This is a genomic window from Streptomyces fumanus, assembly GCF_014655295.1.
In the GTDB taxonomy this organism is placed as follows: Bacteria; Actinomycetota; Actinomycetes; order Streptomycetales; family Streptomycetaceae; genus Streptomyces; species Streptomyces fumanus.
The window spans coordinates 1-24,429 of sequence record NZ_BNBI01000012.1 but is presented as its reverse complement, the minus strand read 5'-3'; the positions used below and the strand labels follow the sequence as shown (position 1 = coordinate 24,429).

Genomic DNA, 24,429 nt, shown 5'->3' with positions numbered 1-24,429 from the left:
AACTAGCGACGGTCCGGACGCAACCCGGACCTCAAAGGAGCGAAGTGGCTAAGGTCCGGGTCTACGAACTCGCCAAGGAGTTCGGTGTCGAGAGCAAGGTCGTCATGGCCAAGCTCCAGGAACTCGGTGAATTCGTCCGTTCGGCGTCTTCGACGATCGAAGCGCCTGTCGTACGCAAACTGACTGACGCCTTCCAGCAGGGCGGTGGCAACGGCAGGTCCGCCGCCAAGCCCGGTGCCCCCCGGAAGGCCGCCCCCCGTCCCGCCGCGCCGTCCCCGGCGCAGGCGAGCACCCCCCGTCCGGCCCAGTCCGCGGGGGACCGTCCGGCCGCCCCCCGGCCGCCGGCCGCACCCAAGCCCGCGGCCGCCCAGCAGCCCGCGGCCCCCTCGGCTCCCGCGCCGGCCCCCGGCCCGCGCCCGACGCCGGGCCCCCGGCCCGCGCCGCGCCCGGCCCCGGCCGCGCCCGAGTTCACCGCGCCGCCGTCGGCTCCGGCTCCGCAGGCCCCGGCCGCCCAGGCCCCGGCCCAGACCGGTCCCAAGCCCGGCGGTGCCCGTCCCGGCGCCCCCAAGCCCGGCGGCCGCCCCTCCGGCGGTCCCGGCCAGGGTCAGCAGGGCGGCGGCGGCCAGGGCCGTTCCGGCGGTCCCCGTCCCGGCGCCCCGGCGCCGCGTCCGGGTGCCCGTCCGTCCGGTCCGCGCCCCGGCAACAACCCCTTCACCTCCGGCGGCAACGCCGGCATGGCCCGTCCGCAGGCCCCGCGCCCGCAGGGCGGCGCCCGTCCCGGTCCCGGCGGTCCCGCCGCCGGCGGCGGTCCCCGTCCGCAGGCCCCCGGCGGCCAGGGCGGTCCGCGTCCCCAGGCTCCGGGCGGCAACCGCCCGACCCCGGGCTCGATGCCGCGTCCGCAGGGCGGCGCCGCGGGTCCCCGTCCCGGCGGCGGCCCGCGTCCGAACCCCGGCATGATGCCGCAGCGTCCGGCCGCCGGTCCGCGTCCCGGTGGCGGCCCCGGCGGTGGCCGCGGTCCGGCCGGTGCCGGTCGTCCCGGCGGCGGCGGTCGTCCCGGTGGCGGCGGCTTCGCCGGCCGTCCCGGCGGCGGTGGCGGTGCCGGTCGTCCCGGTGGCGGCGGCGGTTTCGCCGGCCGTCCCGGTGGTGGCGGCGGCTTCGGCGGTGGCGGCGGTGGCCGTCCCGGCTTCGGCGGCCGTCCCGGCGGTCCCGGTGGCCGCGGTGGCACGCAGGGCGCCTTCGGCCGTCCCGGCGGTCCCGCGCGGCGCGGCCGCAAGTCGAAGCGGCAGCGGCGCCAGGAGTACGAGGCCATGCAGGCCCCGTCGGTCGGCGGCGTGATGCTGCCTCGCGGCAACGGCGAGACCATTCGCCTGTCGCGCGGTGCCTCGCTCACCGACTTCGCGGAGAAGATCAACGCCAACCCGGCGTCGCTCGTCGCGGTCATGATGAACCTCGGCGAGATGGTCACCGCGACCCAGTCCGTCTCCGACGAGACCCTCCAGCTCCTCGCGGGCGAGATGAACTACGAGGTTCAGATCGTCAGCCCGGAGGAGGAGGACCGCGAGCTGCTCGAGTCCTTCGACATCGAGTTCGGCGAGGACGAGGGCTCCGAGGAGGACCTGGTCGTCCGTCCGCCGGTGGTCACCGTCATGGGTCACGTCGACCACGGCAAGACCCGGCTGCTGGACGCCATCCGCAAGACCAACGTCATCGCGGGCGAGGCCGGCGGCATCACCCAGCACATCGGTGCCTACCAGGTCGCGACCGAGGTCAACGACGAAGAGCGCCGGATCACCTTCATCGACACCCCCGGTCACGAGGCGTTCACCGCCATGCGTGCCCGTGGTGCCCGGTCGACGGACATCGCGATCCTGGTCGTCGCGGCCAACGACGGCGTCATGCCGCAGACGGTCGAGGCGCTGAACCACGCCAAGGCGGCCGACGTGCCGATCGTGGTCGCGGTCAACAAGATCGACGTCGAGGGCGCCGACCCGACCAAGGTGCGCGGCCAGCTCACCGAGTACGGGCTGGTGGCCGAGGAGTACGGCGGCGACACCATGTTCGTCGACATCTCCGCCAAGCAGGGTCTGCACATCGACTCCCTGCTGGAGGCCGTGATCCTGACCGCGGACGCCTCGCTCGACCTGCGGGCCAACCCGAACCAGGACGCGCAGGGCATCGCGATCGAGTCCCGTCTCGACCGCGGCCGCGGTGCCGTGGCGACGGTCCTCGTCCAGCGCGGCACCCTGCGGGTCGGCGACACGATGGTGGTGGGCGACGCCTACGGCCGCGTCCGCGCCATGCTCGACGACAACGGCAACAACGTGCCCGAGGCGGGCCCGTCGACGCCGGTCCAGGTCCTCGGCCTGACCAACGTCCCGGGCGCCGGCGACAACTTCATCGTGGTCGACGAGGACCGTACGGCCCGTCAGATCGCGGAGAAGCGCGCCGCCCGCGAGCGCAACGCCGCGTTCGCCAAGCGCACCCGCCGGGTCTCCCTGGAGGACCTGGACAAGGTGCTCAAGGCCGGCGAGGTCCAGCAGCTCAACCTCATCATCAAGGGCGACGCTTCCGGTTCCGTCGAGGCCCTGGAGTCCTCCCTGCTCCAGCTCGACGTCGGCGAAGAGGTCGACATCCGGGTCCTGCACCGCGGCGTCGGTGCGGTCACGGAGTCCGACATCGACCTGGCGATGGGCTCCGACGCCATCGTGATCGGCTTCAACGTGCGCGCCGCCGGGCGTGCCGCGCAGATGGCCGAGCGCGAAGGCGTGGACGTCCGGTACTACTCGGTCATCTACCAGGCGATCGAGGAGATCGAGGCGGCCCTCAAGGGCATGCTCAAGCCGGAGTACGAAGAGGTCGAGCTGGGCACGGCGGAGATCCGCGAGGTCTTCCGCTCCTCCAAGCTGGGCAACATCGCGGGTGTCCTCATCCGCTCCGGCGAGGTCCGGCGCAACACCAAGGCGCGCCTCATCCGCGACGGCAAGGTCATCGCGGAGAACCTCACCATCGAGGGTCTGCGTCGCTTCAAGGACGACGTCACCGAGATCCGGGAAGGCTTCGAGGGCGGTATCAACCTCGGAAACTTCAACGACATCAAGGTCGACGACGTCATCGCGACGTACGAGATGCGGGAGAAGCCGCGGGCGTGACCTGACACGCGACCGGGGCCGGTCGGCGGAGCTTATTTCCGTCGATCGGCCCCGGCCGTTGCGTGTACGGTTCCCGTATCGCGCAACCGCGCCCGTACCCCGAACCGGCGGGACATCCGGAACACACATGTACGTGGGGACACTCTCCTTCGACCTGCTCCTCGGCGACGTTCACTCGCTGAAGGAGAAGCGCTCTCTGGTCCGTCCGATCGTGGCCGAACTCCAGCGCAAGCACGGGGTGAGCGCGGCGGAGACGGGCTACCAGGACCTCCACCGCAGGGCCGAGATCGGTCTCGCGCTCGTCTCGGGGGACACCGGGCACCTCAGCGACGTACTGGACCGCTGTGAGCGGCTGGTCGCCGGGCGGCCCGAAGTGGAACTGCTCTCGGTTCGACGCAGACTCCACAGCGACGAAGACTGAAGCAACAAGCAAGAAAACGTTAAGGAGACGGACCAGTGGCCGACAACGCGCGGGCCAAGAGGCTGGCGGACCTCATCCGGGAAGTGGTGGCCCAGAAGCTGCAGCGCGGGATCAAGGACCCGCGGCTCGGCTCCCACGTCACCATCACGGACACCCGGGTCACGGGTGACCTCCGGGAGGCGACCGTCTTCTACACGGTGTACGGCGACGAGGAGGAGCGGAACGCCGCGGCGGCGGGCCTGGAGAGCGCCAAGGGCGTGCTGCGCTCCGAGGTCGGCCGGGCGGCGGGCGTGAAGTTCACGCCGACCCTGACCTTCGTCATGGACGCCCTGCCGGACACCGCCCGCACCATCGAGGACCTCCTCGACAAGGCGCGGCAGTCCGACGCCAAGGTGCGCGAGGCGTCCGCGGGCGCCCGCTACGCCGGTGACGCGGACCCCTACCGCAAGCCGGAAGAGGACGACGAGACGGACGACACCACCGAATGACCCAGCAGCCCACCACGCCCGACGGCCTTGTCATCGTCGACAAGCCGTCGGGCTTCACTTCGCACGACGTCGTCGCCAAGATGCGGGGCATCGCCCGCACCCGGCGCGTCGGGCACGCCGGCACCCTCGACCCGATGGCCACCGGCGTCCTCGTCCTCGGCGTCGAACGGGCGACCAAACTTCTCGGGCACCTCGCCCTCACCGAGAAGGAGTACCTCGGCACCGTCCGGCTCGGCCAGACCACCCTGACCGACGACGCCGAGGGCGACATCACCGCCTCCACCGACGCCTCCAAGGTCACCCGGGAGGCCATCGACGCCGGGATCGCCGCCCTGACCGGCGAGATCATGCAGGTACCGTCCAAGGTCAGCGCCATCAAGATCAACGGCGTGCGCTCCTACAAGCGGGCCCGCGAGGGCGAGGAGTTCGACATCCCCGCCCGCCCGGTCACCGTCTCCTCCTTCGCGGTGTACGACGTCCGGGACGCCGTCGCCGAGGACGGCACGCCCGTGCTCGACCTGGTGGTGTCGGTGGTCTGCTCCTCCGGTACGTACATCCGGGCCCTCGCCCGCGATCTCGGCGCCGGCCTCGGCGTGGGCGGCCACCTGACCGCGCTGCGCCGCACCCGCGTCGGACCGTACAAGCTGGACGCGGCCCGGACGCTGGACCAGCTCCAGCAGGAACTGACCGTCATGCCGATCGCCCGGGCCGCCGACGCGGCGTTCCCCCGCTGGGACGTCGACGACCGCCGCGCCAGGCTGCTGACCAACGGCGTACGGCTGGACATGCCCGAGGAGTACGCGGGGGCCGGCGCGGTCGCCGTCTTCGGCCCCGACGGGCGCTTCCTGGCGCTGGTGGAGGAGCAGCGGGGGAAGGCGAAGAGCCTGGCGATCTTCGGCTGAGACGGGGGCCGGGGGGCGTGCTGAGCCGTTTCCATGGAGCGGCGGTCACGGGACCCTTACCGCCGCTCCACGGCCCCCCTCGGTTCCCCCACATTTAGGGTTATCCATAAGCCACCTTCTGTTCACCCTTCCGGGCAGGCGCTCGGAGTGAACCGGGGGAGCGCAAGGGGGCGCGTTCGCCGAGCGAGCTGTCCCGCCGATCACCCTCCGCCTACCGTCGATCACAGGGAGCGGTGTACGGCGGGGAGGTTCGACGATGACGTCGCGGGGTGCGGGGGATGTCCCGCCCGATGAGCCCGGTGAGACCGACGAACCCGGCGGGGCCGGCGGGCCCCGCGGCTCCCGCGCGGGGTACGGCTCCGCCGCCGCCGGTGACGCGCCGGCCGGGCGCCCGCCCGGCGACCCGCTGGTCCGCATCCACGACCTGGCCGGCCGCCCCCGCGGCGCCGGGTTCCTCGCCGACCACCACGGCACGGTCGTCACCAGCCACGAAGCCGTCGACGGCCTGCCCCGCCTGGTGCTGTACGGCGCCGGCGACCGCCGCTGCGCCGTGACCGCCGACGCCGTCACCCCGCTCCCCGACCTCGACCTCGCCCTCGTCCGCACCGAGGGCCTCTGCCTCGCCCCGTTGCCCGTCACCGCGCGGGAGCGGACCGAGGCCGGAACCTACGTCCGGATCGCCGCCGGCGGCTGGCGCGAGGCCCGGGTGCTCGGCACCACCGACGTGACGTACACCTCCACGGACGGCTTCCACTTCCTCGGCGACGTCCTGGAACTCGCGGTCGGCACCGCCGGGCGGGACGCGCTCCACCTGGGCGGCGGCGCGGCCGGCGGTCCGGTGCTCGACGCCGCCACCGGTGCCGTGCTGGGCGTCCTCGGCACCGCCCTCCGGTCCGGCCACGGCGACGCCGGCTTCGCCGTACCGCTGCGCCCCGCCCCCGGCCCGCTCGCCGAGCTGATCGCCGAGAACGCGGCGACGGTCCCCGCGTACGGCGCCGACCTCAACCTCGCCGGAGTACGGCAGCTCACCGCCGTCTCCGTCGGCCGGTGCGGGCCGCCCGGCGCCTCGGCCGGCCCCCGGCTCACCGGCACGGGGACCCCGACGCCGGTGGAAAGGGCGGTTCCGGCACGGGAGTTCGCCGCCTTCACCGACAGCGCGGCGAGCGTCCTCGGGCTGGTCGGCGCCCCCGGCAGCGGCCGGACCACCGAGCTGGCGGGACTGGCACGCCGCCGGGCCCGGGGGCCGCGCCCGGCGCCCACACTGTGGCTGCGCGGCGCCGACCTGCGCGAGGACGACGGATCGGTGGCGGACGCGGTGGGCCGGGCCCTGGAGGGGGCGGTCGGGGACATCGGCGGGGTGGGGAGCGGGGGCGGGGGTGTGGGCGGCGACGTCGTGCGGGGTGCCGGGGCTGGCGGCGCGACGGGTGATGAGGGCGGCGTGGGCGAGGTCACCCCGCGCCGCCTGGCCCACGTCGCCCGGGACGCCGGGCGGCCCCTGCTGCTGCTCCTGGACGGCCCGGAGGAGATGCCGCCCGGCCTGGACCGCCGTCTCGCCGAGTGGACCGAGGCGACGGTGACCTGGCTGCGCGAGACGGGCACCCGGCTGGTCGTCGCGTGCCGCGCGGAGTACTGGGAGCGGGCGGGGGCGCAGTACCCGCCCGAGCTGCTGTACGGGGCGGCGCCCGGCACCGGGCACCTGCCGCCCTGCCTGCCGCTGGGCGACCTCACCGAGGCCGAGGCACGGGAGGCCCGGGCGAGGCTGCGCGTCCCCGACGGGGCGCTCCCGGACGCCGACGCCCGGCACCCCCTCACCCTCCGCCTGTACTCCGAGGTCCGCGCCGCGCTCGACGACGCCCCGGGGCGCCCGGTGGACCGCGACGAGGTGCTGTCGGCCCACCTCGACCTGGTGTGCCTGCGGATCGCGGTGCGGCTCGCCGACCGCACCGGGGCGCGCGGCACCGCCGTACGCCGGCTCGCGGCGAAGGTGTCCGGGCGGGTCCACGCGGCCGCCCGGCGCAGCCTCGGCCCCGGACAGGCGTGCCTGGACCCCGCGTCGTTCGAGGAACTGTTCCCCCGGGGAACGGACCCCGGCGCCACCGACTGGGCCTCGGCCGTCCTCGCCGAAGGACTCCTCGTGCCCACCGGCACCGGCTACCGCTTCGCCCACGAGGAGCTCGCCGACTGGCTCCAGGGCGCCCACCTCGACCTCGACGAGGCCCTGCGCACCCTCGTCCACGACCGCCTCGGCGCCGCGCCGCCGGTACCGCACCACCGCCTCGGCACCGTCGTCGAGGCCCTGCTGCACCTCGCCCGCCAGCACGGCGCCCCCCGGCTCGCCTACCGCCTGGAGGAGCTGGTCCGCGCCCTGGAGACCGACCCGTACTCCTGGTGGACGGCCCGGCTGCTCGCCGGCACCCTCGCCCGGGTGCCCGACCCCGCGCCGTACACGGGCGTGCTGCGGCTGCTCGCCGACGCCGTCGCGGCCCGGCGCGAGGAGGGGCGGCCGGTGCCCGGCGAGTTCGCCCCCGGCTTCTGGAGCGCCCTGCCGCTCCCGGCCGACATCCGCCTCGACCTGCTCCGCCGCCTGGTCCGCGCCGACGGCCCGCCACCCGCGCCCGTGCCCGCAGGTGCGCGTGCTGCCGCCGGGGACGGACCCGGCCCCCGCCACCTCGACGCGGTCGCCGCCCTGCTCGCCGCCGAACCCGGGACCGTACGGCCGTTGCTGCTGCGGTGGTTCGACGACGAGCGCCCGCTGGCCGGTGCCCCCCGGGCGACCGTGGCGACCGCCGCGCAGGCGCTGCTGCACACCCACCGCCGGCACGACCTGGACGACCTGGTGGAGGTCCTCGCCGGCAGCGCGCACCGGCGGGCCGTCGAACTGCTCGCCGTCCTCGCCGAGGACGAGCCCTCCGCCCTGTGCCGCGCCGCCGACCGCTGGTCCCGCGACGAACGGCCCGAACGGCGCCTGGCGGCCGTCATCTACGGACTGCGCGCCGCCCCGCACACCCGCACCGACGAGGACCGCGCGCTGCTGCGCTACGCAGCCCTCGGCCTGCTCCTGCGCTCCGCCGACAGCCATCTGCACGGCGCCGCGCTCGCCCTCCTGGTCCGCGACCCGAGCAGCCGCGACCGGCATCTGCGGCGGGCGCTGAGCCACTTCGCGGCGGGCGACCCCTGTCTGCCACCGAGCGCGGTCGCCGCCGCCCTGCCGACCCACCCCGAGCCGGTGCTCGACGCCTTCCGCACCCGGCTGCTCGGCCCGGACGCGGGGGAGGCCCTGCGCCGGCTCGTCGACGCCACCACGCCCGCGCTGGCCGCCCGGGTCGCCACCGCCGTCGGGGACGCCGTGGCGCGGTGCCCGGAAGTCGCCGGGCACCTCGCCGCGTACGCCGACCGGCGGCTCGGCGCCGGCCCGGCCGCCCGCGAGGTCCTGTTCCCGCTGCTCACGGAGCTGCTGACCGACGGCCCCGAGCCGGCCCGGGCCGCGCTCGCCAGGGTCCTCGCCGCCCCGGGCACCGCCGACTGCCGCCCCCTGCGGCACGAACTGCGCGAGTTCCTGCTGGCACGCGAGCAGGACCCCGCCGTCCTGGACGCCCTGCTGCGCGCCGCCGCATCCGCCCACGGCGACGGCGACGACCTCCGCGACCTCGTGCACCGCACGGGCCTGCGCATGGGCCGCACCCCGGACGGCGCCGCCCGCTTCGACCGCGCCCTGGCCGACCTGGCCCGGCAGCTCCCCGGCTTCGCCGCCCGGGTCACCGGATGGCTGGCCGGCGCCCCCGGGGACTGGGCGGCCCTGGTCGGCCCCAGCGCCCGCCGCACACTGGAGAGCCTGGCCGGCGTGGGCGTACCGGTGTGAGCCACCATGCCGATGCGGGCGCCGACCCGACGGCATGGCACCCTTAGACCTGCGTGAGAAGCAACCGTGGGAACGAGTTTGCGACAAGGAGCGGACACAGTGCAGCGCTGGCGTGGCTTGGAGGACATCCCCGAGGACTGGGGGCGCAGCGTCGTCACCATCGGCTCCTACGACGGGGTGCACCGCGGGCACCAGCTCATCATCAGGCATGCCGTGCAGCGCGCCCGCGAGCTGGGCGTGCCCGCCGTCCTCGTCACCTTCGACCCGCACCCCAGCGAGGTCGTCCGCCCCGGCAGCCACCCGCCGCTGCTCGCCCCGCACCACCGCCGCGCCGAACTCTGCGCCGCGCTGGGCCTGGACGCGGTCCTCGTCCTGCCGTTCACCAAGGAGTTCTCGAAGCTGTCCCCGGCCGAGTTCGTGGTCAAGGTCCTGGTGGACAAGCTGCACGCCAAGGCGGTCGTCGAGGGCCCCAACTTCCGCTTCGGCCACAAGGCCGCCGGGAACGTGGAGTTCCTCGCCGAGCAGGGCCGGGTGTACGACTTCGAGGTCGAGGTCGTCGACCTGTACGTGTCCGGCGAGGCGGGCGGCGGCGAGCCGTTCTCCTCGACCCTGACCCGGCGGCTGGTCGCCGAGGGCGACGTACGCGGCGCCGCCGAGATCCTCGGCCGCCCGCACCGCGTCGAGGGCATCGTCGTCCGCGGCGCCCAGCGCGGCCGCGAGCTGGGCTTCCCCACCGCCAACGTCGAGACGCTCCCGCACACCGCGATCCCCGCCGACGGCGTCTACGCGGGCTGGCTGCACGCGGCCGGCGAGGCGATGCCGGCCGCGATCTCGGTCGGCACCAACCCCCAGTTCGACGGCACCGAGCGCACGGTGGAGGCGTACGCCATCGACCGCGTCGGCCTCGACCTGTACGGGCTGCACGTCGCCGTCGACTTCCTGGCCTTCGTGCGGGGCCAGGCCAAGTTCGACACGCTGGACGCGCTGCTGGACCAGATGGCGGAGGACGTCAAGCGCTGCCGCGAGCTGATCGCGGCGGCGGACCGTCCGGCGTGACGCCGGTACGCCGACATGAAGGGCGGCCGGTGCGCTGGAGCACCGGCCGCCCTTTCACGTCGTACGACGGCTGATCACTGCTGCGGCTGCTGCGGCGGCTGAGGCGCCTGGGGATAGCCGTAGCCGGGGTTCGGGGGGTACGGCTGGCCCGGCTGCGGGGCCTGCGGCGGCTGTCCCGGCTGGCCATACGGTCCCGGCTGGCCGTACGGGCCGGGCTGGCCCGGCTGGCTCTGCTGTCCTGGCTGACCGTACGGTCCCGGCTGGGCCGGCTGCCCGTACGGGCCCGGCTGGGCCGGGAACGGCTGGCCCGGCAGGGGCGGCGCGGCGACCGGCGGCGGGTTGCCGTCGGACGTCCACAGGCCGTGCATCTGCTGGTGCCGTACGAAGTCCTCGGCGACCAGCGCGGCCAGGTTGAAGTACGCCTCCCGCACCTTCGGCCGCATCATGTCGAGGTCGACCTCCGCCCCGGCCGCCAGATGCTCGTCGAAGGGCACCACCACGACGCCCCGGCAACGGGTCTGGAAGTGCGCGACGATGTCCTCCACCTTGATCATCTTGCCGGTCTCGCGGACCCCGGAGATCACGGTGAGGGAGCGCGAGACCAGGTCGGCGTACCCGTGCGCGGAGAGCCAGTCCAGCGTCGTACTCGCACTGCTCGCACCGTCCACGGACGGCGTGGAGATGATGATGAGCTGGTCGGCGAGGTCCAGCACCCCGCGCATGGCGCTGTAGAGCAGCCCGGTGCCGGAGTCGGTCAGGATGATCGGGTACTGCTTGCCGAGCACGTCGATCGCGCGCCGGTAGTCCTCGTCGTTGAACGTCGTGGAGACGGCCGGGTCGACGTCGTTGGCGATGATCTCCAGTCCGGACGGCGCCTGCGAGGTGAAGCGCCGGATGTCCATGTACGAGTTGAGGTACGGGATCGCCTGGACCAGGTCGCGGATGGTGGCCCCGGTCTCCCGGCGCACCCGGCGGCCGAGCGTACCGGCGTCCGGGTTGGCGTCGATCGCCAGGATCTTGTCCTGCCGTTCGGTGGCGAGCGTGGAGCCCAGCGCGGTGGTCGTGGTCGTCTTGCCGACACCGCCCTTGAGGCTGATCACGGCGATGCGGTAGCAGGACAGCACGGGCGTGCGGATCAGCTCCAGCTTCCGCTGCCGCTCGGCCTCCTCCTTCTTCCCGCCGAGCTTGAACCGGCCACCGCCGACCGCGGGACGGCTGCTCTTCGCCTTCTGCTTCTTGTTGTTGAGCAGCCGGTCGGACGACAGTTCCACGGCGGCGGTGTAACCGAGCGGCGCGGCACCGGGGTTGGTCGGCTGCCGCTGATCGTGCTGCATCGGCTGCGGCCACGCGCTCCCGGCCCGGGGGTCCACGGCGGGTGCCTGCTGGGGGAGTTGGGCGTGCGGCTGCTGGGCCTGCGGGGGCTGGCCCGGGTGTCCGGGCTGGGGCGGCTGCGGCTGCTGCGGCTGCTGCTGAGCGGGCGGGAAGCCGTAACCCGGCGCGGCGTGCGGGGGCGGCATCGCGCCCGGCTGCTGCGGCTGCGGCGGGAAACCGTAACCGGCCTGCGGCGCGACCGGCTGCTGCGGCTGCTGCGCGGCCTCGGGCGTCGGGGTCCACGCGGCGGGCGCGGGCTGCGGCGCCTGCGGCTGGAAGGGCGGCTGCGGCTGCTGCGGCTGGGCGGGCGTCTCGGGAGCACCGGCCTGCGGCTGCGCCTGCGGCTGCGGCTGGGGTGCCTGCGGCTGCGCGGGCCACTGCCCGCCCGGCACGGGCGCGGCGGGCTGGTAGGACGGCGGCAGCGGCGGCGTCCCGGGCACCGGCACCGGCGGCGGCGTCCAGGCGGGCGGCGCGGCGTCCCGCGGCTCGACGGCATCGTCGGGCACGGCGTCGACGGGCCCGGGCTCGGGCTCCGGCTCGTCGGTGGGCGCGTCGGACACGTCAGGTACGGCGTCGGCGGGCTCGTCATCCGTGGAGCGGGCGTCGGCGAGCGCGTCGCCAACGGGTCCGGCGCCCTCCGGCTCGGCCTCGTCCTGAACCGCGTCCTCGTGCTCGGCCTCGTCCAGTACGGCGTCCCGGGGCTCGTCCTCCGCGACGACCGGTACCTGGTCCTCGTCCTCGGCCGTGTCCGCGTCCGAAACCCCGGCGTGGGCGGCGTCACCGACCGGCCCGGACTCCTCGGCGGTCGCCGCGGCCGCGTCCGCTTCCGTCCCCTCCTCCGCCCGCTCTTCCTTCTTCTCGGCCTCCTCGGCGGCGCGCTCCGCGAACTCCCGCTTCAGCGCGGCGACGGAGAACCGCATGGTCGCGCCGCTCTCCAGGTCCCCGTTGCCGGACTCCCCGGCCGGGAAGGCCGGCAGAGCGGTGGGAGGGGCGGGAGGGGCGGGTTCGGCCTCCGGCGTCTCCTCCGCGGGCTCGCTCGGCTGCGGCTCGAACCCGCTCCCGACCGGCAGCTTGGGCACCCCGCTGGGCCCCCCGACCGGCGGCGCGGGCGGCGTGAAGGGCGCCCCGGGCGCAGGCACAGGCGCCGGCGGAGTGAACGGCGCCCCCGGCGCCGGAGCCGGCACGGCGGCGGGCCCCGTGTGACCGGTGGCATGAGGAGGCGGCGTCAACCCGGGCAACGGCGGAACCGTCCCACCGGGTGAAGAGAAGGGACGCGGCCCATCCTCCGGCGCCCCGGCACCGGCACCGGCCCCAGAAGAACCCCGAGAGCCCCCCGAATCACCGGCCCCACCGGCTCCACTCGACGACGCATTCTGCGTATACCAAGCAGGCGGCGCATAGTCGATGGTGAACTCGCCGGTCGTCTCGACCGCGGACTCCGCGTCGGGCTGGTCATCGCCGGGTGTCGCCCAGCCCCCGCGGTTCCCGTCCCGATCGCTGCTCACAGTTCCTCCTGGTGTGGTCGAGCACTCTCACGTCGTGCCGGGGCGACTGCAGCAACTGATGCGACCCATGCGAGAGTTGTCGTAAATCGTCGGGGTCGTCCGGTCCACCGGCTCTCCCCCTGAGGACGCCGACGCCGGTCCACGGGTTCTGGCGTCGCGCCCGTACCCAGCCTAATCACCCGCCCCCCGGCCACGTCAGTCCCGTCGAGCCCCGATGCGGCTCACCTAGTACCCCAACTCGGGCCAAAACAGGCCGTGTCGACGGAATGAGCACCCCCAGACCGGCACAAGCTCGACGGGAGCACCACCCGAGGCGTACGAACACCCCGGCCGGCACTCCCGTCACCACATCCCCCGAACCCCCGGCTCACCCTATGGTCACGCCCCCGCTTCCGCCCCCGCCCCGGGCGCCCGGTCAAGATCGAACTCCCCGTCCCGCGCCCCCAGCACGAACGCCCGCCACTCCGCCTCCGTGTAACGCAGCACGGTGTCGGGGTCGAGCGACGACCGCATGGCCACGGCGCCGCCGGGGAGGTAGGCGATCTCCACCCGCTCCTCGTGCTCCTCGGTCCCCGGCGCGCAGTGCCACTCCACGTCCGAGATGTCGAGCGCGTACAGCTCGTCCCGCTCGCGTTCCTTGCGCGCCTTCACGTCCTCGTCCGGCAGATCAGCCATGGTGGGGGGTCCTTTCGACGACCTGTCTGCGATCCCCGGTCACCCTACTGGCCGTACCCCGCCCCACGAGGCCGAAGCGGGAACTCCCCGTCGGGGGTCTCCCCGCCGGCTGGTACTCTGGGTGACGGCCGTTTGTGTACGCACCCCCGGAGCCTCTTTGTCGGCGCCCTGGAGGCCGCGCTCAGCGGATCCCCGCCTTCCGAGTCACGGAAGATCCCCCGAGGAGAAGACCGGGGGCACTCGGTGGCCAGTCACAGACTATTTGAGGAGTACGCGTGTCGCTCGACGCCGCAGTGAAGAAGCAGATCATCTCCGAGTTCGGTACCAAGGAGGGCGACACCGGCTCCCCCGAGGTCCAGGTCGCGCTGCTGTCCCGTCGGATCTCCGACCTGACCGAGCACCTCAAGACCCACAAGCACGACCACCACTCCCGTCGTGGTCTGCTGATCCTGGTCGGTCAGCGCCGCCGGCTGCTGCAGTACCTCGCCAAGAAGGACATCCAGCGCTTCCGCGCGCTGGTCGACCGCCTCGGCATCCGCCGCGGTGCGGCGGGCGCCAAGTAAGACGCCGTGGAGGGAGCGGTTCCCATCGTTCGGGGGCCGCTCCCTTTGCTGTACGTGCGCGCTGTCACTGTCACTTTGTAGTGTGGTAGCGCAGCGTGGGAACACGTAACGCAGTACGCATGTGAACGCAGTACGCATGTGACGAGGAGAAGCGCACCTCGCCGCCGCCGGTCCTCGGTAGTGGCCCCCGGGGGGACGCGAGCCCCGGGTGCTTCGATCGAAGACCGGCCCGCATCGGACGGAGCGCTTCTCCACCACAGTCCCCCTGCCACACGGGCAGCAAGGGACAAAAGACGACATACACGTAATGGAGAAAACACTGGTGGAGAACGAGACCCACTACGCCGAAGCCGTCATCGACAACGGCCCCTTCGGCACCCGCACCATCCGCTTCGAGACGGGCCGCCTGGCCAAGCAGGCCGCCGGTTCCGCCGTGGCGTACCTGGACGACGACACCATGGTGCTGTCGGCCACCACCGCGTCCAAGAACCCCAAGGACCAGCTCGACTTCTTCCCGCTCACGGTGGACGTCGAGGAGCGGATGTACGCGGCCGGCAAGATCCCCGGCAGCTTCTTCCGCCGCGAGGGCCGGCCCTCCGAGGACGCCATCCTCACCTGCCGCCTGATCGACCGCCCGCTGCGCCCGTCCTTCAAGAAGGGCCTGCGCAACGAGATCCAGGTCGTCTGCACGATCATGGCGCTCAACCCCGACCACCTGTACGACGTCGTCGCGATCAACGCCGCGTCCGCGTCCACGCAACTCGCCGGCCTGCCCTTCTCCGGCCCGATCGGCGGCGTCCGCGTCGCGCTGATCCGCGGCCAGTGGGTGGCGTTCCCGACCCACACCGAGCTGGAGGACGCCGTCTTCGACATGGTCGTCGCCGGCCGGGTGCTGGAGGACGGCGACGTCGCGATCATGATGGTCGAGGCCGAGGCCACCGAGAAGACCATCAAGCTGGTCGAGGGCGGCGCCGAGGCGCCCACCGAGGAGGTCGTCGCCGCCGGTCTGGAGGCCGCGAAGCCCTTCATCAAGGTGCTCTGCCGCGCCCAGTCCGACCTCGCCGCCAAGGCCGCCAAGCCCACCGGCGAGTTCCCGATCTTCCTCGACTACCAGGACGACGTCCTGGAGGCGCTCACCGCCGCCGTCAAGCCCGAGCTGGCCCAGGCGCTGACCATCGCCGGCAAGCAGGAGCGCGAGGCCGAGCTGGACCGCGTCAAGGCGCTCGCCGCCGAGAAGCTGCTGCCGGAGTTCGAGGGCCGCGAGAAGGAGATCTCCGCCGCGTACCGCGCGCTGACCAAGCAGCTCGTCCGCGAGCGGGTCATCAAGGAGAAGAAGCGCATCGACGGCCGCGGTGTCACCGACATCCGCACCCTGGCCGCCGAGGTCGAGGCCATCCCGCGGGTGCACGGCTCCGCCGTGTTCGAGCGCGGCGAGACCCAGATCCTGGGCGTCACCACGCTGAACATGCTCCGCATGGAGCAGCAGCTCGACACCCTGTCGCCGGTGACGCGCAAGCGTTACATGCACAACTACAACTTCCCGCCGTACTCCACCGGCGAGACCGGCCGCGTCGGCTCCCCCAAGCGCCGCGAGATCGGCCACGGCGCCCTCGCCGAGCGCGCCCTGGTGCCGGTGCTGCCGACGCGCGAGGAGTTCCCGTACGCGATCCGCCAGGTCTCCGAGGCGCTCAGCTCCAACGGCTCCACCTCGATGGGCTCGGTCTGCGCCTCCACCATGTCGCTGCTGAACGCCGGTGTGCCGCTGAAGGCCCCCGTCGCCGGTATCGCCATGGGCCTGATCTCCCAGGAGATCGAGGGCGAGACGCACTACGTCACCCTCACCGACATCCTCGGTGCCGAGGACGCCTTCGGCGACATGGACTTCAAGGTCGCCGGCACCAAGGACTTCGTGACCGCCCTCCAGCTCGACACCAAGCTGGACGGCATCCCGGCCTCCGTCCTGGCCGCCGCCCTCAAGCAGGCCCGGGACGCCCGCCTCCACATCCTCGACGTGATGATGGAAGCGATCGACACGCCGGACGAGATGTCCCCCAACGCGCCGCGGATCATCACCGTGAAGATCCCGGTCGACAAGATCGGCGAGGTCATCGGCCCCAAGGGCAAGATGATCAACCAGATCCAGGAGGACACCGGCGCCGAGATCACCATCGAGGACGACGGCACCATCTACATCGGCGCCGCCGACGGCCCCTCCGCCGAGGCCGCCCGCACCACGATCAACGGCATCGCCAACCCGACGATGCCCGAGGTCGGCGAGCGCTACCTGGGTACGGTCGTGAAGACGACCACGTTCGGAGCCTTCGTCTCCCTGCTGCCCGGCAAGGACGGTCTGCTGCACATCTCGCAGATCCGCAAGCTGGCCGGCGGCAAGCGCGTGGAGAACGTCGAGGACGTGCTCGGCGTGGGCCAGAAGGTCCAGGTCGAGATCGCCGAGATCGACTCCCGCGGCAAGCTCTCCCTGATCCCCGTGATCGAGGGCGAGGACGGCTCGGACGAGCAGAAGGACGACGCCGACCAGTGACGTCCCACGGCGCCAAGGCGACGGCCCGCACCTCCTCGGAGGCGCGGGCCGTCGCCCGTACCCAAACCCTCATCAAGGGCGAGAACGGCATCGGCACGGTCCGCCGCACCACCCTCCCCGGCGGCCTGCGCGTCGTCACCGAGACCCTCCCCTCGGTCCGCTCGGCGACCTTCGGCATCTGGGCGCACGTCGGCTCCCGCGACGAGACGCCCGCGCTGAACGGCGCCACCCACTACCTGGAGCACCTGCTCTTCAAGGGCACGCACCGCAGGTCCGCCCTGGACATCTCCGCCGCCCTCGACGCCGTCGGCGGCGAGATGAACGCGTTCACGGCGAAGGAGTACACGTGCTACTACGCGCGCGTGCTCGACACCGACCTGCCGCTCGCCATCGACGTGGTCTGCGACATGCTGACCGGCTCCCTGATCCGCGAGGAGGACGTCGACGTCGAGCGCGGCGCCATCCTCGAAGAGATCGCGATGACCGAGGACGACCCCGGCGACTGCGTGCACGACCTGTTCGCGCACACCATGTTCGGGGACAACGCCCTGGGCCGTCCGGTCCTGGGCACCGTCGACACGGTCAACGCCCTCACCGCCGACCGCATCCGCCGCTTCTACAAGCGGCACTACGACCCCACCCACCTGGTGGTCGCCTGCGCCGGCAACGTCGACCACCACAAGGTGGTACGCCAGGTCCGCGCCGCCTTCGACAAGGCCGGCGCCCTCAAGGACCCGCAGGCCCGGCCCATCGCCCCGCGCGGCGGCCGGCGCGCCCTGCGCACCGCGGGCCGCGTCGAGCTGATCGGCCGCAAGACCGAGCAGGCGCACGTCGTCCTCGGCATGCCCGGCCTGGCCCGCACCGACGAGCGCCGCTGGGCACTGGGCGTCCTCAACACCGCCCTCGGCGGCGGCATGTCCTCCCGGCTGTTCCAGGAGGTCCGCGAGAAGCGCGGCCTGGCCTACAGCGTGTACTCGTACACCTCCGGGTTCGCCGACTGCGGCCTGTTCGGCGTGTACGCGGGCTGCCGGCCCTCCCAGGTGCACGACGTGCTGAAGATCTGCCGCGACGAACTCGACCAGGTCGCCGAGCACGGCCTCTCCGACGACGAGATCGACCGCGCCATCGGCCAGCTCCGGGGCTCCACGGTGCTGGGCCTGGAGGACACCGGCGCGCTGATGAACCGCATCGGCAAAAGCGAACTGTGCTGGGGCGAGCAGATGTCGGTCGACGACATGCTGGCCCGGATGGCGGCGGTCACCCCGGACGAGGTCCGCGAGGTCGCCCGCGACATCCTGGGACGGCGGCCCTCGCTGTCGGTCATCGGCCCGCTCAAGGACAAGCAGGCCGCCCGGCTCCACGAGGCCGTGGCGTAAGTCACCTCCGGTAAGGAAGCAACAGACATGAGCAAGCTGCGCGTGGCCGTCCTCGGCGCCAAGGGCCGGATCGGCTCCGAGGCGGTACGGGCGGTCGAGGCCGCCGAGGACATGGAGCTGGTCGCCGCCCTCGGCCGGGGCGACGACCTGGACGCGCTGACCGAGTCCGGCGCCCAGGTCGCCGTCGAGCTGACCACCCCGGCGTCGGTCATGGACAACCTCGACTTCTGCCTGCGCCACGGCATCCACGCCGTCGTCGGCACCACGGGCTGGACCGACGAGCGGCTCGCCACGCTCCGGGAACGGCTCGACGCCGCCCCGGGAACCGGCGTGCTCATCGCGCCCAACTTCTCCATCGGCGCGGTGCTGACCATGAAGTTCGCCCAGCTCGCGGCCCCGTACTTCGAGTCCGTGGAGATCGTCGAACTGCACCACCCGAACAAGGTCGACGCCCCCAGCGGCACGGCCACCCGCACCGCGCAGCTCATCGCCGAGGCACGGCGGAAGGCAGGCGCCGCCCCGGCGCCCGACGCCACCGCCACCGCCCTGGACGGCGCCCGGGGCGCGGACGTCGACGGCGTCCCGGTGCACGCGGTCCGGCTGCGCGGGCTCCTCGCCCACCAGGAGGTCCTGCTCGGCGGGGAGGGCGAGACCCTCACCGTCCGGCACGACTCGCTGCACCACAGCAGCTTCATGCCGGGCATCCTGCTGGGCGTCCGCCGCGTGGTGACCACCCCGGGCCTGACCTTCGGGCTGGAACACTTCCTGGACCTGGGCTGACCCCCGCCATGCGAGCCAAGCTCTCCTACGCCCTGACGGCCGCCGTCCTGGTCTTCTACTTCGTCCTGGTCGGCAGCCGCGGGGTGCTGCTCATCGAGGCGGGCACGGTCGTCACCGTCACCTTCGGGGTGGCGGTGCTGATCCTGCCGGTGATCGGCCTGTGGTTCCTGTGGAAGAACACCCAGTTCGTCCGCCGGGCCAACCAGCTCGCCGCCGAACTGGAGGCCGAGGGCGCCCTGCCCGTCGACGAGCTGAAGCGCACCCCGAGCGGCCGCATCGACCGCGACTCGGCCGACGAGGTCTTCGCCCGCCGCAAAGCCGAGACGGAGGCGTCCCCCGAGGACTGGCGCACCTGGTTCCGCCTGGCCGTCGCCTATCACGACGCCCGCGACACCCCTCGCGCCCGCAAGGCGATGCAACGGGCGATCGCCCTCCACGACGGCAAGGACACGCACCCGGCCGGGACGGCCTGACCCGAACACACCGGTGGCCCGGTCCGCACCCCGCGGACCGGGCCACTCGCGTCGGTTCCGGTCGCCGGTCGCCGGTGATCGATGGCCCGTGGCCAGTGGTGCAACCGGGCCGGGATTCAGCCGAGCCGGTACTCCACCGGGCCGTGGTTCAACCGCGCCGGTACTCCGCCGCCCACGCCTCCACCGCGTCGGCGGCCCGGTCGAAGGCGCTCGCGCGGGCGAGGAAGTCCGCGCCGTGCGTGGTCAGCAGCGGCGGCGGGGCGTCCGCCGGGCGCCCCTGGCGCTCCAGCACCAGCGCCTGGCCCTGCACCGTCCGCGGCAGCCCCAGCCAGCGCACCGGCTGCTGCACCGTCCGCACGCCCACGACCTGATCCCACGGCACCGTCCGGGTCACCAGGAAGCTCACCTGGCGCAGCCCCCGGGCGCTGACCCACACGCCCACCCGCAGCAGCCGCAGCGCGCCGGCGATCACGGCCAGCGCGACGGCGAAGAACACCCCGGCGGAGCCGAACGTGCCCGTGGCCGCGATGATCACCGCCGCGAACAGCACGAACGACGCGAGCAGCAGCATCAGCGCGGACGCCCCCACCCGGTACGGCCCGGGGCGGTACGGCCGCCGCCAGGTGTCCCGGTCGTCGTACGGCAGCGCGGCATCGTCGGCCGACTCCAGGGCGGGGTCGGCCGTCAGGAAGGGCAGGGGCACGGCTGGTCCTCACTCGCTCCATGCGCGGGCAGTGCCCGGTGAGGTTATCGACCTGTGTCCCCGGTCACCACCCTCGGGGGCCCGGATGGCGGCCGCCGGAGGCCGCCCGGGGGACGGCGGCCGGAGACGGCGGCCGGGGGAGCGGCCGGCCCCGCGCGGCCTCAGCGGTCGTCGGACGCCTGGGACTGCTGCGTCTGCTGCGTGGAGTGGTCCAGCGACAACGCGGGCATCCCGATCACCAGGGCACCCACGAGTCCGGCCACGATGGTGAGCCCCAGCAGCCAGCGCCCGGCTATCTGGCCGAAGGACGCCCGCTCACGCGGCGGGGGCGTGACATTGCTGCGGAACCTGTCGGCCTCGGCGACGAAGGCGAACGGGACGGGTTCACGCCGGTGGGACATCGACGCACGTCTCCCTTCGGGAATTCGGAGGATCACTCGTCATCGGTACAGACGAACGATCCCTCCCGAAGGTGCCCGCTTTCGCCGACTTCATCGCGGCACGGCCCGATCGCCCCGATTGGCGGCCCGGGAATCCGGCGCCGCGGCGGGCCGTAGAGTGGCTGCCTAAGCGACGAGATGGGAAGGCCCACCACACCGTGTCCGACACGCCCGAAGCCGATTTCAAGATCGAACTGCGCAGCGACGTCACCGTCGAGCTGGTCAAGCACACCGCGTCCGACGCCGACGTGCTGTTCGCCGCCCGCGTCTCGACCGTCGGCGAGCAGTCCCTGGACGAGCTGAAGAAGGACCCGGAGCGCTCCAAGGGCCTGATCAACTACCTCATGCGGGACCGCCACGGCAGCCCCTTCGAGCACAACTCGATGACCTTCCTCATCAGCGCCCCGATCTTCGTCTTCCGCGAGTTCATGCGGCACCGCGTCGGCTGGTCGTACAACGAGGAGAGCGGCCGCTACCGCGAGCTGCAGCCCGTCTTCTACGTCCCCGACGCCTCCCGCAAGCTGGTCCAGGAGGGCCGCCCGGGCAAGTACCGCTTCGTCGAGGGCACCGAGGCCCAGCGGGAGCTGACCGCCCGCGCGATGGCCGACTCGTACGAGCAGGCGTACGGCACCTACCGCGAGATGCTCGCCGCCGGCGTCGCCCGCGAAGTGGCCCGCGCGGTGCTCCCGGTCGGCCTGTACTCCTCGATGTACGCCACCTGCAACGCCCGCTCGCTGATGCACTTCATCGGCCTGCGCACCCAGCACGAGCTGGCCAAGGTGCCCTCCTTCCCGCAGCGGGAGATCGAGATGGTCGGCGAGAAGATGGAGGCCGCCTGGGCCGGGCTCATGCCCCTCACGCACGCCGCCTTCAACGCCAACGGACGCGTGGCGCCGTGATCCGGTAGGGGTGCGCCACGGATGCGGTACGGGCCCGGAGGGGGACACATGTACGCATCAGCCGCACGAGGTGTCCAGATTGCGGCATTTCGTGAAGTTCATCTAGCCTGATCAAACGGACCCGGCACTGCCTGAACCCCCGAGCAGGCAGTGCCGGGCTCCGTCCCCCGCCGTCCCGGGCCGCCTCCCCCGAGGGCAGACCCCGCTCCGAGCAACGAGTAGCGTGTAACCCATGGCTCCGACCTCCACTCCGCAGACCCCCTTCGGGCGGGTCCTCACCGCCATGGTCACGCCCTTCACGGCGGACGGCGCACTCGACCTCGACGGCGCGCAGCGGCTCGCCGCCCACCTGGTGGACGCAGGCAACGACGGCCTGATCGTCAACGGCACCACGGGCGAGTCCCCGACCACCAGCGATGCGGAGAAAGCGGAGCTCGTACGGGCCGTCGTGGCGGCGGTCGGCGACCGGGCCCACGTCATCGCCGGCGTCGGCACCAACGACACGCAGCACACCGTGGAGCTGGCCCGTACCGCCGAGCAGACCGGCGCGCACGGCCTGCTCGTCGTCACCCCGTACTACAACAAGCCCCCGCAGGAGGGCCTGTACCGGCACTTCAAGACGGTCGCCGACGCGACCGGGCTGCCGGTCATGCTGTACGACATCCCCGGCCGAAGCGGCGTCCCGATCAACACGGAGACCATCGTCCGCCTCGCCGAGCACCCGAGGATCGTCGCCAACAAGGACGCCAAGGGCGACCTGGGCCGCGCGAGCTGGGCCATCGCGCACTCCGGCCTCGCCTGGTACTCCGGCGACGACATGCTCAACCTGCCGCTGCTCGCCGTCGGCGCGGTCGGCTTCGTCTCGGTCGTCGGCCACGTCGTCACCCCGGAACTGCGCTCCATGGTCGACGCCTACGTGGCGGGCGACGTGCACAAGGCGCTGGAGATCCACCAGAAGCTGCTGCCGGTCTTCACCGGCATGTTCCGTACCCAGGGCGTCATGACCACCAAGGCCGCGCTCGCCCTCCAGGGCCTGCCGGCCGGACCGCTGCGCGCGCCCATGGTCGAGCTGACGCCCGAGGAAACCGATCAGCTCAAGATCGATCTTGCTGCCGGCGGGGTACAGCTCTGACAACGGACTTCGCACGACCCCACAACTGAATAAGCAGGCCACCGGTGCCTGCGCCGCATCCACACAACTGCTTCTGCACGAACGTCACGCGCGCCACGTGCCACACCGGTACGTGGCGCGTGTGGTGAGGAGAGTCTTTTGAGTCATCCGCATCCCGAACTGGGCCCGCCCCCGCCGCTTCCCCAAGGCGGCCTGCGGGTCACACCACTGGGCGGTCTCGGCGAGATCGGCCGCAACATGACGGTCTTCGAGTACGGCGGCCGCCTGCTGATCGTCGACTGCGGAGTGCTCTTCCCCGAGGAGGAGCAGCCCGGAATCGACCTGATCCTGCCGGACTTCTCGTCGATCCGGGACCGTCTCGACGACATCGAGGGCATCGTCCTCACCCACGGCCACGAGGACCACATCGGCGGCGTCCCCTACCTCCTGCGGGAGAAGGCGGACATCCCGCTGATCGGCTCCAAGCTGACCCTGGCGCTCATCGAGGCCAAGCTCCAGGAGCACCGCATCCGCCCGTACACCCTGGAGGTGGCGGAGGGGCACCGCGAGCGCATCGGCCCGTTCGACTGCGAGTTCGTCGCGGTCAACCACTCCATCCCGGACGCGCTGGCCGTCGCCATCCGCACCCCCGCGGGCATGGCGGTGCACACCGGCGACTTCAAGATGGACCAGCTCCCGCTGGACAACCGCCTCACCGACCTGCACGCGTTCGCACGGCTGAGCGAAGAGGGCATCGACCTCCTGCTCGCCGACTCCACGAACGCCGAGGTCCCGGGGTTCGTCCCGCCGGAACGCGAGATCTCCGGCGTGCTGCGCCAGGTCTTCGCCGGCGCCCGCAAGCGGATCATCGTGGCCAGCTTCGCCAGCCACGTCCACCGCATCCAGCAGATCCTGGACGCGGCGTACGAGTACGGCCGCCGGGTCGCCTTCGTCGGCCGCTCCATGGTCCGCAACATGGGCATCGCCAGAGACCTGGGCTACCTCAAGGTCCCGCCGGGCCTGGTCGTGGACGTCAAGACCCTCGACGACCTCCCGGACAGCGAGGTGGTCCTGGTCTGCACGGGCTCCCAGGGCGAACCGATGGCCGCCCTGTCCCGGATGGCCAACCGCGACCACCAGATCCGCATCGTCGAGGGCGACACGGTCATCCTGGCCTCGTCCCTCATCCCGGGCAACGAGAACGCGGTGTACCGCGTGATCAACGGCCTGACCCGGTGGGGCGCCAACGTCGTCCACAAGGGCAACGCCAAGGTCCACGTCTCGGGCCACGCCTCGGCCGGCGAGCTGCTGTACTTCTACAACATCTGCCGCCCGAAGAACCTGATGCCGGTCCACGGCGAATGGCGCCACCTGCGCGCCAACGCCGAACTGGGCGCCCTCACCGGAGTCCCGCACGACCGCATCGTCATCGCCGAGGACGGCGTCGTCGTCGACCTCGTCGGCGGCAAGGCCAAGATCTCCGGCAAGGTCCAGGCCGGGTACGTGTACGTCGACGGCCTGTCGGTCGGCGGCGTGGGCGAGCCCGCGCTCAAGGACCGCAAGATCCTTGGAGACGAGGGCATCATCTCGGTCTTCGTGGTCATGGACGCCTCCACCGGCAAGATCACCGGGGGACCGCACATCCAGGCCCGCGGCTCGGGCATCGACGACTCCGCGTTCGGCGCGGTACTGCCCAAGGTCGTCGAGGCACTGGAGCGCTCGGCCCAGGACGGCGTCGTGGAGCCGCACCAGCTTCAGCAACTGGTCCGCAGGACCCTGGGCAAGTGGGTCTCGGACACCTACCGGCGCCGGCCGATGATCCTCCCCGTGGTGGTGGAGGTCTGACGGACCGTCGGGCCCGGACCCGGGCCGACCAGGAGCGGGGCGCCTCGATTTGCATCGGGGCGCCCCGCTCCAGTAGGTTTACAACCCCGCTCGGAGGGGCACCCGACCACATCACGGTAGGGAGCGCCCCGGAGGGGCGGGAATTCCGACTCAGAACTTCTGATAAAGTCGGAGCCGCCGGAAAGGGAAACGCGGAAGCGGGAACCTGGAAAGCACCGAGGAAATCGGATCGGAAAAGGATCTGATAGAGTCGGAAACGCAAGACCGAAGG

The 24,429-nt window shown here is 72.8% G+C and carries 18 protein-coding genes; 14 read left to right on the top strand and 4 right to left on the bottom strand.

The genetic code is table 11. The features are described 5' to 3' along the window. Window positions 1-44: 44 nt before the first annotated feature. The 6 genes from infB (at window position 45) to IE316_RS25655 (ending at window position 9,875) form a co-directional block, all read left to right on the top strand. Window positions 45-3,149 (top strand): translation initiation factor IF-2, encoded by a 3,105-nt coding sequence (gene infB, locus IE316_RS25680; protein WP_190206854.1) that lies wholly within the window; start codon window positions 45-47, stop codon window positions 3,147-3,149. A gap of 127 nt (window positions 3,150-3,276) precedes the next feature. Then, complete coding sequence (locus IE316_RS25675) at window positions 3,277-3,570, top strand: DUF503 domain-containing protein (RefSeq protein WP_190206853.1); 294 nt, start codon at window positions 3,277-3,279, stop codon at window positions 3,568-3,570. A gap of 35 nt (window positions 3,571-3,605) precedes the next feature. Beyond that, complete coding sequence (rbfA, locus tag IE316_RS25670; RefSeq protein WP_190206852.1) at window positions 3,606-4,058, top strand: 30S ribosome-binding factor RbfA; 453 nt, start codon at window positions 3,606-3,608, stop codon at window positions 4,056-4,058. Beyond that, on the top strand, window positions 4,055-4,960 hold the full coding sequence (gene truB / locus IE316_RS25665) for a tRNA pseudouridine(55) synthase TruB (RefSeq protein ID WP_190206851.1): 906 nt from the start codon (window positions 4,055-4,057) through the stop codon (window positions 4,958-4,960). The genes rbfA and truB overlap by 4 nt, the downstream gene beginning before the upstream one ends. Window positions 4,961-5,216: 256 nt before the next feature. Continuing rightward, entirely contained in the window at window positions 5,217-8,819 is a 3,603-nt protein-coding gene (locus IE316_RS25660) for a trypsin-like peptidase domain-containing protein (protein WP_229910559.1), read from the top strand. 99 nt (window positions 8,820-8,918) lie between these two features. Next, on the top strand, window positions 8,919-9,875 hold the full coding sequence (locus IE316_RS25655) for a bifunctional riboflavin kinase/FAD synthetase (RefSeq protein WP_190206850.1): 957 nt from the start codon (window positions 8,919-8,921) through the stop codon (window positions 9,873-9,875). 74 nt (window positions 9,876-9,949) lie between these two features. On the opposite strand, the gene IE316_RS25650 is transcribed toward IE316_RS25655, so the two are convergent. Both IE316_RS25650 and IE316_RS25645 read right to left on the bottom strand, forming a co-directional pair. Then, entirely contained in the window at window positions 9,950-12,751 is a 2,802-nt protein-coding gene (locus tag IE316_RS25650) for an SCO5717 family growth-regulating ATPase (RefSeq protein ID WP_190206849.1), read from the bottom strand. A gap of 378 nt (window positions 12,752-13,129) precedes the next feature. Next, the gene (locus tag IE316_RS25645; RefSeq protein ID WP_190206848.1) at window positions 13,130-13,426 is read right to left on the bottom strand and encodes a DUF397 domain-containing protein; all 297 of its coding nucleotides are present in this window, start codon (window positions 13,424-13,426) and stop codon (window positions 13,130-13,132) included. A gap of 275 nt (window positions 13,427-13,701) precedes the next feature. Between IE316_RS25645 and rpsO the strand changes: the two genes are divergently transcribed. The 5 genes from rpsO (at window position 13,702) to IE316_RS25620 (ending at window position 19,160) form a co-directional block, all read left to right on the top strand. Continuing rightward, complete coding sequence (rpsO, locus tag IE316_RS25640; RefSeq protein WP_004924725.1) at window positions 13,702-13,989, top strand: 30S ribosomal protein S15; 288 nt, start codon at window positions 13,702-13,704, stop codon at window positions 13,987-13,989. Window positions 13,990-14,311: 322 nt separating this feature from the next. Continuing rightward, a complete protein-coding gene (locus tag IE316_RS25635; protein WP_190207040.1) occupies window positions 14,312-16,531 on the top strand; it encodes a polyribonucleotide nucleotidyltransferase in 2,220 nt (739 codons plus the stop codon). Further along, window positions 16,528-17,907: a M16 family metallopeptidase gene (locus IE316_RS25630; protein WP_190206847.1), complete on the top strand. Its 1,380-nt coding sequence runs from the start codon at window positions 16,528-16,530 to the stop codon at window positions 17,905-17,907. The genes IE316_RS25635 and IE316_RS25630 overlap by 4 nt, the downstream gene beginning before the upstream one ends. A 27-nt stretch (window positions 17,908-17,934) precedes the next feature. After that, window positions 17,935-18,687, top strand: coding sequence for a 4-hydroxy-tetrahydrodipicolinate reductase (gene dapB / locus IE316_RS25625; protein ID WP_190206846.1), 753 nt, complete (start codon window positions 17,935-17,937; stop codon window positions 18,685-18,687). An 8-nt stretch (window positions 18,688-18,695) separates the two neighbouring features. Further along, window positions 18,696-19,160 (top strand): hypothetical protein, encoded by a 465-nt coding sequence (locus tag IE316_RS25620; protein ID WP_190206845.1) that lies wholly within the window; start codon window positions 18,696-18,698, stop codon window positions 19,158-19,160. Between the two features lie 148 nt (window positions 19,161-19,308). Here the strand turns inward: IE316_RS25620 and IE316_RS25615 are convergent, their stop codons facing one another. Further along, window positions 19,309-19,863: an SCO5741 family PH domain-containing membrane protein gene (locus tag IE316_RS25615; RefSeq protein ID WP_190206844.1), complete on the bottom strand. Its 555-nt coding sequence runs from the start codon at window positions 19,861-19,863 to the stop codon at window positions 19,309-19,311. 161 nt (window positions 19,864-20,024) lie between these two features. After that, window positions 20,025-20,264 (bottom strand): hypothetical protein, encoded by a 240-nt coding sequence (locus IE316_RS25610; RefSeq protein WP_190206843.1) that lies wholly within the window; start codon window positions 20,262-20,264, stop codon window positions 20,025-20,027. Between the two features lie 197 nt (window positions 20,265-20,461). On the opposite strand from IE316_RS25610, the gene thyX reads away from it, so the two are divergent. From thyX to IE316_RS25595, 3 genes are all read left to right on the top strand, one after another. Continuing rightward, window positions 20,462-21,202 carry an FAD-dependent thymidylate synthase gene (thyX, locus tag IE316_RS25605; protein WP_190206842.1) on the top strand — a complete coding sequence of 247 codons (741 nt, stop codon included), beginning with the start codon at window positions 20,462-20,464 and terminating at the stop codon, window positions 21,200-21,202. A 232-nt stretch (window positions 21,203-21,434) separates the two neighbouring features. Then, on the top strand, window positions 21,435-22,334 hold the full coding sequence (dapA, locus tag IE316_RS25600) for a 4-hydroxy-tetrahydrodipicolinate synthase (protein WP_190206841.1): 900 nt from the start codon (window positions 21,435-21,437) through the stop codon (window positions 22,332-22,334). A gap of 138 nt (window positions 22,335-22,472) precedes the next feature. Then, a complete protein-coding gene (locus tag IE316_RS25595) occupies window positions 22,473-24,158 on the top strand; it encodes a ribonuclease J (protein ID WP_190206840.1) in 1,686 nt (561 codons plus the stop codon). The last annotated feature ends 271 nt before the right edge of the window (window positions 24,159-24,429 follow it).

What these genes read in the sequence shown, in the direction of transcription:
- IE316_RS25675 (WP_190206853.1), top strand. Translation starts at nt 3,277, where the DNA reads ATGTACGTGGGGACACTCTCCTTCGACCTGCTCCTCGGCGACGTTCAC.
- truB (WP_190206851.1), top strand. Translation starts at nt 4,055, where the DNA reads ATGACCCAGCAGCCCACCACGCCCGACGGCCTTGTCATCGTCGACAAG.
- IE316_RS25660 (WP_229910559.1), top strand. Translation starts at nt 5,217, where the DNA reads ATGACGTCGCGGGGTGCGGGGGATGTCCCGCCCGATGAGCCCGGTGAG.
- IE316_RS25645 (WP_190206848.1), bottom strand. Translation starts at nt 13,426, where the DNA reads ATGGCTGATCTGCCGGACGAGGACGTGAAGGCGCGCAAGGAACGCGAG.
- dapB (WP_190206846.1), top strand. Translation starts at nt 17,935, where the DNA reads ATGAGCAAGCTGCGCGTGGCCGTCCTCGGCGCCAAGGGCCGGATCGGC.
- IE316_RS25620 (WP_190206845.1), top strand. Translation starts at nt 18,696, where the DNA reads ATGCGAGCCAAGCTCTCCTACGCCCTGACGGCCGCCGTCCTGGTCTTC.
- IE316_RS25610 (WP_190206843.1), bottom strand. Translation starts at nt 20,264, where the DNA reads ATGTCCCACCGGCGTGAACCCGTCCCGTTCGCCTTCGTCGCCGAGGCC.
- dapA (WP_190206841.1), top strand. Translation starts at nt 21,435, where the DNA reads ATGGCTCCGACCTCCACTCCGCAGACCCCCTTCGGGCGGGTCCTCACC.